The organism is Pseudomonas helleri (assembly GCF_009600315.1).
GTDB lineage: Bacteria > Pseudomonadota > Gammaproteobacteria > Pseudomonadales > Pseudomonadaceae > Aquipseudomonas > Aquipseudomonas helleri_A.
In genome coordinates this window covers 65769-76758 of the sequence record NZ_WIWC01000020.1, presented here as the reverse complement: position 1 = coordinate 76758, position 10990 = coordinate 65769, and the positions used below count along the sequence as shown (strand labels likewise).

General features: G+C 54.1%; 9 protein-coding genes, 1 rRNA gene and 1 pseudogene. 10 read left to right on the top strand and 1 reads right to left on the bottom strand.

Translation table 11 applies throughout. The features are described 5' to 3' along the window. Window positions 1–170 precede the first annotated feature (170 nt). From rrf to GHN86_RS24070, 3 genes and pseudogenes are all read left to right on the top strand, one after another. Window positions 171–286 (top strand): 5S ribosomal RNA (gene rrf / locus GHN86_RS13675). 285 nt (window positions 287–571) lie between these two features. Then, window positions 572–1630 (top strand): annotated as a pseudogene (locus GHN86_RS24075) (cache domain-containing protein); the annotation flags it as partial. Next, window positions 1604–2488 carry a methyl-accepting chemotaxis protein gene (locus GHN86_RS24070; protein ID WP_397462742.1) on the top strand — a complete coding sequence of 295 codons (885 nt, stop codon included), beginning with the start codon at window positions 1604–1606 and terminating at the stop codon, window positions 2486–2488. The pseudogene GHN86_RS24075 and the gene GHN86_RS24070, both read left to right, overlap by 27 nt. Before the next feature lie 53 nt (window positions 2489–2541). On the opposite strand, the gene GHN86_RS13665 is transcribed toward GHN86_RS24070, so the two are convergent. Next, window positions 2542–3240, bottom strand: a complete 699-nt coding sequence (locus GHN86_RS13665) for a GntR family transcriptional regulator (RefSeq protein WP_323369415.1) — start codon at window positions 3238–3240, stop codon at window positions 2542–2544. A gap of 451 nt (window positions 3241–3691) precedes the next feature. Here GHN86_RS13665 and GHN86_RS13660 point away from each other — a divergent pair, with 451 nt between their 5' ends. From GHN86_RS13660 to GHN86_RS13630, 7 genes are all read left to right on the top strand, one after another. After that, a complete protein-coding gene (locus GHN86_RS13660; RefSeq protein ID WP_153380118.1) occupies window positions 3692–3937 on the top strand; it encodes a DUF2789 domain-containing protein in 246 nt (81 codons plus the stop codon). A gap of 109 nt (window positions 3938–4046) precedes the next feature. After that, a complete protein-coding gene (locus tag GHN86_RS13655; RefSeq protein ID WP_153380116.1) occupies window positions 4047–4478 on the top strand; it encodes a MarR family winged helix-turn-helix transcriptional regulator in 432 nt (143 codons plus the stop codon). Continuing rightward, window positions 4475–6565, top strand: coding sequence for an FUSC family protein (locus GHN86_RS13650; RefSeq protein WP_153380114.1), 2091 nt, complete (start codon window positions 4475–4477; stop codon window positions 6563–6565). The genes GHN86_RS13655 and GHN86_RS13650 overlap by 4 nt, the downstream gene beginning before the upstream one ends. Beyond that, window positions 6562–6771, top strand: coding sequence for a DUF1656 domain-containing protein (locus tag GHN86_RS13645; RefSeq protein WP_153380112.1), 210 nt, complete (start codon window positions 6562–6564; stop codon window positions 6769–6771). Before GHN86_RS13650 ends, GHN86_RS13645 begins: the two co-directional genes overlap by 4 nt. Then, a complete protein-coding gene (locus GHN86_RS13640) occupies window positions 6768–7670 on the top strand; it encodes an HlyD family secretion protein (RefSeq protein ID WP_153380110.1) in 903 nt (300 codons plus the stop codon). Before GHN86_RS13645 ends, GHN86_RS13640 begins: the two co-directional genes overlap by 4 nt. Beyond that, window positions 7667–9127, top strand: a complete 1461-nt coding sequence (locus tag GHN86_RS13635; protein ID WP_153386737.1) for an efflux transporter outer membrane subunit — start codon at window positions 7667–7669, stop codon at window positions 9125–9127. Before GHN86_RS13640 ends, GHN86_RS13635 begins: the two co-directional genes overlap by 4 nt. Window positions 9128–9406: 279 nt before the next feature. Continuing rightward, window positions 9407–10891 (top strand): YdgA family protein, encoded by a 1485-nt coding sequence (locus GHN86_RS13630; protein ID WP_153386735.1) that lies wholly within the window; start codon window positions 9407–9409, stop codon window positions 10889–10891. Window positions 10892–10990: the final 99 nt, after the last annotated feature.

Below are 10990 nucleotides of genomic sequence, written 5' to 3'. Positions count from 1 at the left end.
GTGAAACGATGCATCGCCGATGGTAGTGTGGGGTTTCCCCATGTGAGAGTAGGTCATCGTCAAGATTAAATTCCAAAATCCCTGTCTGCTTGCGCAGACGGGGATTTTGTTTTTATAGAAGTACCAAGTTTTCGCAGAGACGTTTTCATAACGGATCTGACATAGAGTTTCTTGACGACCATAGAGCATTGGAACCACCTGATCCCATCCCGAACTCAGCAGTGAAACGATGCATCGCCGATGGTAGTGTGGGGTTTCCCCATGTGAGAGTAGGTCATCGTCAAGATTGAATTCCAAAACCCCTGTCTGCTCACGCAGACAGGGGTTTTGTTTTTGCGAGACATAAATCTCTAACTGCCCTCAATACATCCCTTCTTCTTAAATGGCACTCAGCATCAGGTCTTCGCCCTTACGTGTAACGTAGGCGGCTTTTCGACGCGCTTTAGAAACACTATCCAAGCCGGTGGTTGCAAATAGTCGAGACAATCCGCTCATTGTTCTGCAATGAGTGCCGACAGCCTATATGAGCAATGCGTGAATCGGGTACAGGGCTTATCGACTGTCTTCCTTCATGCATCCCCCCTTACGGCATAAGAAGTCTCATGAAATGAATCTTAAGTTCAGCCATAAAATCCTTCTGGCCGCTTCAGGAGTAGTGGTTCTGGCGTTCGCTTTTTTTACGTTGTACAACGACTATCTCCAGCGAAATACCATCAACCAGAATATTGAAAAGTCGGTGCAACAGGCAGGAAACCTCACCGCTAGCAGTGTTCAGAACTGGCTGGCTGGGCGGATCCTGTTACTCGAAAACCTTGCGCAAAATATCGCCCATCAAGGCAGCCAGGCAGATCTTGCCGGGTTGGTCGACCAGCCCGCGCTAACCTCGAACTTTCAATTCACTTACGTCGGTCAGACCAATGGTGTGTTTACCCAGCGCCCAGACGCCAAAATGCCGGACGGCTATGACCCCCGCCAGCGCCCTTGGTACAAGGAAGGTGTAAGTAACGGTAAAACCATGCTGACAGCGCCTTATATGGCTGCTGTGGGCGGTTTGATTGTGACCATTGCCATACCCGTCAATAAAGATGGCCAGTTGCTGGGAGTTGTCGGAGGCGATCTGAGTCTGGACAGTCTGGTCAAGATTATTAACTCGGTAGATTCAGGCGGCTTGGGTTACGCATTTCTTGTGAGCGGTGATGGCCAGGTCATCGTTAGCCCGGAACACGATCAGGTCATGAAAAACCTGAAGGATATATACCCGTCGAGCTCACTGAAGATCGAGAAAGGCATTCAGCAAGTGACGCTCAATGGCCAAGAACGGATTATTTCCTTCACGCCTGTGACAGGTTTGCCGTCTGCCGATTGGTATATAGCCCAATCGCTGGACAAAGATAAAGCCTACTTGCCTCTGTCCAAATTTCGGACTTCAGCAATAATTGCGATGTTAATTGCAGTAGTGGCCATTGCACTGCTGTTGAGTCTCTTGATTAAGGTGTTGATGCGCCCCTTGATTACGATGGGCCGCGCCATGCATGACATCGCCCAAGGAGAGGGAGATCTGACGCGGCGTCTGGTGATTGAGCACAAGGATGAGTTCGGCGAAATGGCGGGTTCGTTTAATTTGTTTGTGGAGCGTATTCACGCATCCATTTCAGAAGTGTCTTCTGCTATTCGCCAGGTTCATGATTTATCCGAGCGCGTTATGGCATCGTCCAATGCTTCAATTATTGGCTCCGATGAACAAAGTGCGCGTACTAATAGTGTGGCTGCCGCCATCAATGAACTGGGTGCCGCCACTCAGGAAATTGCCCGTAACGCGGCCGATGCTTCGCAACATGCCAGTGGGGCAAGCGAGCAGGCTGATGATGGTCGTAAAGTAGTAGAGCAGACCATTCTGGCCATGTCCGAGTTGTCGCAGAAAATCAGCGTGTCGTGTGCGCAAATCGAAACCTTGAATGCCAGTACCGACAATATTGGCCATATTTTGGATGTGATTAAGGGAATCTCTCAGCAAACCAACCTGCTGGCTCTCAATGCTGCTATTGAGGCCGCGCGTGCGGGTGAAGCTGGGCGTGGCTTTGCTGTGGTTGCGGATGAAGTCCGCAATTTGGCTCACCGCACTCAGGAGTCGGCAGAGGAGATTCATAAAATGATCACCTCGTTGCAAGTAGGCTCCCGGGAAGCAGTCAGCACCATGAACGCGAGTCAGGCTTCCAGTGAAGAAAGCGTTGAGGTGGCAAATCAAGCGGGTGAACGTTTGATCAGCGTCACCAAGCGCATCGAAGAAATTGACGGAATGAACCAGTCTGTCGCAGCAGCGACTGAAGAGCAAACAGCGGTTGTCGAAACCCTTAACATCGATATCAACCAGATCAATCTGCTGAACCAGCAAGGTGTGGTCAACCTCACTGAAACTCTGAAGGACTGCGATGCATTGTCACAGCAAGCAAGCCGGCTCAAACAATTGGTCGACAGCTTCAAAATCTAAAGTTATTTCACATAGTCATTGAATACTTATCCACAGCCCTGACGCTTTCAACGTCAGGGCTGTTTTGGTTTCTGGTTTTTCAGATACTGGGCAATGGCGTTAACTCCGCGTTGCAGGTGCTGCTCCAACTCAGCAATGCACTGATCAACGTTCCTGGCTCGGGCATACCGTAGCAAAGCTCGGTGATCGTCCTGAGCCAATTTCCCCAAGTTCATCTGTTCAAGGTTAAAGCGTAGAAAGCGCTCTTCTTCAATAAGACCGGCTTCTACGAGAGCCAACAATTTTTTATTGGGGGCTTTGCAATAGAGGGCCTGATGAAACTGTCGATTGAGCAAGCCGATTTTTCCGAAATCGGTTTCGACTTCGAGTGCCTCGATATAACCCTCTGCCGCTTCCCAATCTTCTTCGGTGAGCAGTGGTACCGACAGTCGAATGGCTTGAGCCTCAAGCAATAAGCGTAGCTCATAGGTTTGCAGTGAATCCTCTTCAATCAACGGCGCAACGACTGCACCTTTGTATTGAACGACCTGCAGCAAACCTTGAGCCTCCAATTGTCGCAATGCCTCTCTGACCGGCATACGGCTGACTCCAAAGAGGGTTGCCAGTGCCTCTTGCCGAATAGCTGTGCCGCAAGGAAGTCGACCATCCAGAATAGCGGTGCGTAAGCTTTCCTCAATGACTGATCGCGCCAAATGAGCGGGTATGGGACCTGATACGTCGAGGCAATTTAGCGGGGAAATTTTGACGGCCACGTTAAGACTACCTATGCCGAAAATTAACTATTTGGATCCAATCCACGTTAGGTACTGACCCCATCCCTGTCAAACTTGTTACGATTAGTTTAACGTTACTGCACGTTCAGCGGCCCTATAAGGCCATTCTCTTTTTCGATTAAAGAATTAGTGAGGCCCTATCGATTTTTAATCGTGAAAGTCCAAGGTGCGCTGTCAGGTGAAGCAGGGCGCACTCAGCTGTAGCGGTGTAACTGTCTCACCGCCTCGCGACCTTCATTGTCTCCCGGTGTGCTGGGCACACTGATTCGCCAGCTGGTGACGTAGGGCAACAGCGAGTAGCCAGATGAATTCAGTGCAATTCCAGGTCATTGGAACAAAGCGCAGGACTTAACAGTCGATGATACGCAGGCTCGACTATATTTGACCTGCACCGGCGCTGACTGCGTCCCATCTGACTGGAGCCCGTCCCATGCAAGAGCCAATCCCTAGCATCAACCTTCTGTTTGACCAACTTGGCCTGCCGTCATCCGATGCTGAAATCGAGGCGTTTATCGGGGCACATCTAATCCCTGACGACGTTAAATTGTCTGAAGCTGAATTTTGGAATGACAGTCAACGGGCTTTTTTGAAGGAGCAGCTCAAGGCGGATGCCGAATGGGCGATTCCCGTCGATGAGCTCAATGAGCGATTGCACGTAAAACCCAAAATGGAATAACAGAAATAACTGGCAACACTTGACTGTTATCAATTGGCATCGCAGAATTAATAGTTAGCAAACTAACATTATGTGATGCCTCTTGCCTGACACTCTTGATCTGCTTCAAATGAATATCAGCTCCGGCATGGTAGTAGCGACGCGCCATTGGCGTCGCGTCTGCCAGACCACGCTGATCAATTACGGGATTTCTGAAGCCTGTGCGATGCCGCTGCTGATCATCGGCCGCTTGGGTGACGGCGTGCGCCAAGTCACTGTGGCACAGGCGGCCGGCATGGAAAGCCCTTCACTGGTGCGTCTGCTCGACCAGTTGTGCAGGTCCGGCTACGTAGTGCGCAATGAAGACGCCAGCGACCGCCGAGCCAAATCCCTGAGCCTGACCGACACCGGACGTGCTGTGGCGCAGGCGATTGAAGCGCAACTTGTAGAATTGCGGCGCATGGCGTTGGCTGGAGTCTCTGTGGCAGATCAAGAAGCGGCACTGCGGGTGATCAAAGCTTTTGAGGCTTCAGGTCAACTAACTGATCGAGCATCCTCTTGAACGGTTTTTTCAGTAGCATGCCGCCTGCTCGCGACTGGTTTTACGGCGTGCGTACCTTTGCCGCTTCCATGATCGCGTTGTATATCGCTTTATGGATGGAAATGCCGCGTCCGTACTGGGCCATGGCGACGGTTTATATTGTCTCCAGCCCCTTCGTCGGGCCGACGAGTTCTAAAGCCGTCTACCGGGCGTTGGGGACGCTGATTGGCGCGGCAGCCGCCGTGTTTTTTGTTCCATTATTTGTGCAAACCCCCTTTTTGCTGGTGCTGGTGATCGCGCTTTGGACGGGCATTTTGCTGTTCTTGTCGCTGCACCTGCGCACGGCCAACAGCTATATTTTTATGCTTGCGGGCTACACCATGCCCATGATCGCCTTGCCGATTGTGGATAACCCGCTGAATGTATTCGACATTGCCGTTTCGCGGACTGAAGAGATCATGCTCGGCATCGTCTGCGCGGCCGTTGTCGGCAGCATGTTTTGGCCGCGGCGCCTGGCGCCAGTGTTTGTCGAGGCGGCTACTCGCTGGCTGAACGACGCCGCCCACTACAGCAAACACTTTCTGGCGCGTGATGTAGACCCGGCTAAAGCCAGCGGTTTGCGCTCCTCAATGGTGGCAACCTTCAACAGTCTGGAGTTGATGATTGGCCAACTGCCCCACGAAGGCGCCTTGCCGCAGACCGTGCGCAATACCAAAGAACTGCGCGGCCGCATGATTCATTTATTACCGGTGGTCGACGCACTGGATGATGCGTTGTATGCATTGGAGCGTCGTACACCTGAACAGCAGGATAGAGTTCAGCCCCTGTTGGCTAAAACTCGCGAGTGGCTTGAAAGGACTCATGAGGGTGCCCCGGTTGAGGCTTGGAAGGCCTTGCGCCATGAACTGGAGCTGCTGCAACCCAGTGCTGAAGCACTCGATGATCGACGCCAACTGGTGTTCTCCAACGTGCTCTACCGGCTGGGTGAGTGGATTGATTTATGGCAAGACTGCCGCAGCCTTCAGCATGCTATCGCCACGGGCAGTCAGCAGCCTTGGCGAGCGGTTTACCGGCATTGGAGGCTGGGCCGTCTGACACCGTTTCTTGACCGTGGCCTGATGTTCTATTCAGCTTTTTCTACCGTGACTGCGATTGTGGTCGCCTCGGTGTTGTGGATATTGCTCGGCTGGTCTGATGGCGCCAGCGCCGTCATTTTGGCTGCCGTCGCCTGTAGTTTTTTTGCGGCGATGGACGACCCTGCACCACAGATTTACCGGTTCTTTTTCTGGACCTCGTTGTCGGTGGTATTCGCCAGTTTGTATTTGTTCGTGATCCTGCCCAACCTGCATGATTTCCCCATGCTGGTGCTGGCGTTTGCAGTGCCGTTCATCTGTGTCGGCACATTGACCGTGCAACCGCGTTTCTACCTGGGCACCTTGCTGACCATTGTTAATACGGCTTCGTTTATCAGCATTCAGGGCGCCTACGATGCTGACTTTCTGATGTTTATGAACGCCAACCTGGCGGGGCCCATTGGTTTGCTGTTCGCTTTCATCTGGACGTTGATCGCTCGCCCGTTTGGCGCCGAACTGGCGGCTAAGCGCCTGACTCGCTTCAGTTGGCGCGATATTGTCTCGCTGACGCGCCCAGCCTCCTTGGCCGAGCACCGGCACATGGGTGCGCAAATGCTTGATCGTCTGATGCAGCATCTGCCTCGACTGGCCTTGACCGGCCAAGACACTGGGAGTGCTTTGCGCGACCTCAGGGTGGCACTCAATGTGCTGGACTTGCTGGCCTATTCACCACGGGTCAGCGGTGAGCCACAACGCTTGTTGGGTCAGGTGGTGCGTGAAGTAGGCGAATACTTCAGCGCTTGCCTCAAGGCCGGTGAACGCTTGTCTATGCCCACTGGGCTGCAAATAACGCTGGAACGAACCCGTCGGGCCCTGAATATTCATGACCTGCAAGACGAGGGTGATGCCCGGGTGCACTTACTTCATGCCCTGAGTGGGCTACGTCTGGCGCTCCTGCCGGGTGTCGAGTTCATCGTCGACCAGGACAACCTGCCCCAGCCTCACAACCCTGGCCTTGATGGAGCGCCACTATGATCGGTGAGGTTGATATCAGCGGGGTGTTTCTGCCCACGCTTCTGGTGCTGATGGGCATCACGTATTTACTGTTTTTGCTGGTTCACGCAGTACTCACGCGTGTGCACTTTTACCGCCTGGTCTGGCACCGGGCTTTATTCAACGTCGGTCTCTACGCTCTGCTACTTGGCGTTGTAGATTCGTTTAGTCGATACCTAATGACATGAAAAAACCTGTATTGACCTTGGGCCGCGTGGTTCTCACCTTATTGGTGGTCGCGTTTGCCTGCGTCGTGGTCTGGCGCATGACGATGTATTACATGTTTGCCCCCTGGACTCGCGATGGTCATATCCGTGCTGACGTGGTGCAAATTGCGCCCGATGTCTCTGGCCTGATCAAACAAGTGGATGTGCGCGACAACCAGCCCGTGATCCGCGATCAAGTGTTGTTTGTCATCGATCAGGAGCGCTTCAAGTTGGCCTTGCGCCAAGCTGAAGCGACCGAGGCTGACCGCAAGGAATCACTGGCGCAGGCGCAGCGCGAAAGCCGGCGTAATCGCGGCTTGGGCAATCTGGTGTCCCGCGAGAGTCTGGAAGAGAGCCAGTCCCGAGAAATGCGTGCACAGGCGGCACTGACCGAGGCTCGAGTTGCAGTGGACAGCGCCAAGCTCAACCTTGAACGCACAGTGGTTCGCAGCCCGGTCGATGGCTACGTCAATGACCGCGCCCCCCGGGTCAATGAGTTCGTTACAGCCGGACGGCCCGTGCTGTCGATCGTCGACAGCAGCTCATTTCATATTGATGGTTACTTTGAAGAAACCAAGCTGGAAGGCATTCGTGTTGGCCAGCGCGTTGATATTCGTGTGATGGGCGACAACGCTCGTCTGCGCGGCCATGTCGAAAGCATTGTGGCGGGTATTGAAGACCGCGACCGTACCAGCGGCCAAAATCTACTGCCCAACGTTAACCCCGCATTCAGCTGGGTACGGCTGGCGCAACGGATCCCTGTGCGTATTGCCTTTGATGACGTGCCTGAAGATTTCCGCATGATCGCTGGGCGCACGGCCACCGTGTCGATCATCGATGATGCTCCTGACGTCAAGCCTGCGCAGGAGTCTGCGCAATGAAAGCTGTACACCTGGCGGCCGTAGGGCTGGGGTTACTGCTGTCAGGTTGCCAATTACTCGGGCCGGATTATCAGTTGCCCAAAGATTCAGCTATGCAGCGCCCGGATTTACAGGGCGAGTTGGCGGGAGAGGGCGCTAATGTGGTGTCCGCACCCGTTCCCAACGATTGGTGGAAACTCTACCAAGACCCCAAGCTGAACGCGTTAGTGCGCGAGGCCATGGCCTCCAACACCGATTTACGCGTGGCCGCTGCGAACTTGTTGCGCGCGCGTGCTCAGGTTGAGCAAGCTCAGTCGGCGGGTGGCTGGAGTGGCTCCGTGAAGGCGGGTGCGCAACGTTTGCAGGAGTCGGGTGAGGCATTCTTGCTGGCAGACAAAGTGCCGGTGGCCAACGTTGGCGATCTGGGCATCAACACCTCTTACCAGTTCGATATGTGGGGTACGTTTCAGCGCGGTATAGAAGCCGCCCAGGCCAATGCCGATGCAACTCAAGCGGCAGCGGACACGGCCCGTATCACCGTGGTGGCCGACGTTGTACGGGCTTACACACAAGTGTGTTCGGCCAACGAAGAACGTGAAATTGCTGAAGAGTCATTACGCCTCCAGTCACAAAGCACCACCTTGACTCAACGCCTGCGTGACGCGGGCCGTGGCGACGAAACCCAAGTAACCCGCTCCGAAACCCAATTCAGATCCTTGCGCGCTGAACTGCCGCGTTATCAGGCCATGCGACAGTCGGGCCTGTTCCGTTTATCAATGCTTCTGGCCAAGCCGCTCGACCAACTTCCAGCTGGCGTGGCCACTTGCGCCGAACTTCCACATATCGCTCAACTACTGCCCGTGGGTGACGGCGCGGCACTGCTCAAACGCCGTCCGGATGTACGTCAGGCTGAGCGCCATCTCGCTGCAGCAACTGCCCAAATTGGTGTGGCCACAGGCTCCCTGTACCCGGATATCAGCATTGGTGCGAGCATCGGCACCGTTGGAATTATCGATAATTTGGGCACCGCACCGACCAATCGCTGGGGATTCGGCCCATTGCTGAGCTGGACCATTCCGACTAACGGCTCGCGGGCGCGGATTCGAGAGGCAGAAGCGGCCACTCAAGGTGCGCTGGCCAAATTTGACGGTGTGGTGCTCAACGCCATCCGTGAAACCCAGACCAGCCTCGTTCAGTACACCGCCTTGTTACAGCGCCGAGATGCGCTGGCTGAAGCGGATGAGTCGGCGAAAACAGCGGCCGAGCAAACCCGCCAGTTCTATCAGGCCGGGCGCGAATCGTTTCTCGCCGACCTGCAAGCCACCCGCACCTATACCGATGTGAAAGCTCAACTGGCTGCGGCTAATACCCAAGTCGCCATGAGCCAGATTGATCTGTTCTTGGCACTCGGTGGCGGATGGGAGTCAGCGCAAAAACCACAGGCACCACCGTCAACGGTGACTCAAGCGAAGCCGTGAGTTGTTTCAGTACGAATGTTCAGATGTTTCTCTTAATTCTGTAGGAAGAGACTTCTGTGATCATGACTAGCAGTGTGCTGGTTTACGCCTGAAGTGCTGCCCTTCTGAGTCTGACCTTTCAATTCGATGAAATTGAGCGGCCTTGCCTATATTCAGGTGAAGCAGCTGTCATCGTTTAAACGTTCTTTGCAGTGTTAACCTGCAGCCACTTTTTGGCCCATGAGGGGCCCAACAAGACCGCACATCTTTCAACACAACGGACATTGAACGGGTCAATTGATGAATAAACCATTAGGCGTACTGGTAGGAATTGTTGTCGTCGCAGAGGCCCTTAATACGGCTGGCGCTTGGTACACCGGCACCAAACTTGAGGGCGTGCTCAAGACTTCGATTGAGCAGGGCAATCAGGCACTTGCCACACAGCTCAAAGGCACCGCGACCCGCGCCACTGTCGAATTGGTTTCCATTGATCGCGGGCTATACAGCAGCACCGCGCGTTACCGCGTGAACATTCAGGACGAATCAGCAGGCGCAGATGCTCAGCCGCTGATCATGCAGTTTGTCGACCACATCGAGCACGGTCCGTTGCCGTGGTCGCGCATCAAGACGTTCAAGTGGATGCCAGTGATGGCGACCAGCAACTATGCGCTGGAAAAAACCCCATCCACTGAAAAATGGTTTGCCGCGGCTAAAGATCAGTCTCCGCTTAAGGGCCAGGTCACGCTGGGTTATAACCGCTCGGTTGACGCCCATACGGAGATACTGCCCCTTGAGCTGGCGCTGGATGAAACCTCGAACCTCAGCTTTTCAGGTTTGACCATGGACGCCCAGTCCGATGCCGATGGGCAAAACATCAAAGCCAAAGGCTACATGGACCACCTAAAAGTCCATGCTGTTTCAGCTGACAAACCTCCCGTGCTGGTTGAGCTCAATGGGCTCACCCTGGCCAGCGACCTGAATAAAAGTCCTTATGGCTTCTACCTTGGGCAAAATATTCTGGAGCTGAGCGAAGGCCAACTGACCTTTGGTGAACGCCAATCGGTGGCCAAGATCAAAAATTTTGAATACGCGGGCTCGGCGTCTGCCAAAGACACCCTGTTGTCCGGGCGACTGGCATATAACGTCGGTGACATCACACTGGACGGCAAATCTGTGGGCAGCGCGAAAGTGGTCATGACGGCCAGCAGTGTGGATATTCCGGCGATGCAATCGTTGTTGCAGATTTATCAGACCAAATTCCAGCCACACGCGGACGGCACACTACCTGTGGCGCAGTTGACCCCGGCTGAACAAATACAGATGCAAGCCGACCTCGAAAAATTGCTGGCAGCCAAACCTCAGTTGGCGCTTGAAAACCTCGCACTTAAAACGGCCAACGGCGAAAGCCAGTTCCATGTTGCGGCGAGCCTTGCCAAGCCGGCTTCGTTTGAACAGCCGCCAATCGATCTGGTTAAACAACTGGTTACATCGCTGGAGGCCAAGCTGCAGTTGTCCAAACCGATGATTGCTGATTTGTCGAATGTTCAGGCGCAATTGGAAGGGCAAACCGACCCACAAATTATTGCCGAAATGGCTCAACTCAACAGCGAAACGGCGGGTGTCCTGGCCGTACAGAGCGGGCTGGCAAAAGTGGAGGGGGCCAACATCCTTGCGTCACTCAACTATGCCGCAGGCCAAGTGGACTTGAACGGTCAGAAAATGAGCCTTGAAGAGTTTATCGCCGCCATGATGAACCGTTTTGGCGGCATGAGCGTTCAGGAGTAATTCGTCCGATTTGCCAGCGGCTACACGTTTTTAAGGTGTGTAGCTGCTGACGAGGTACGAAGGCTGCAATCGGCGGGCAAGCCACCGTTAAATCGTTAA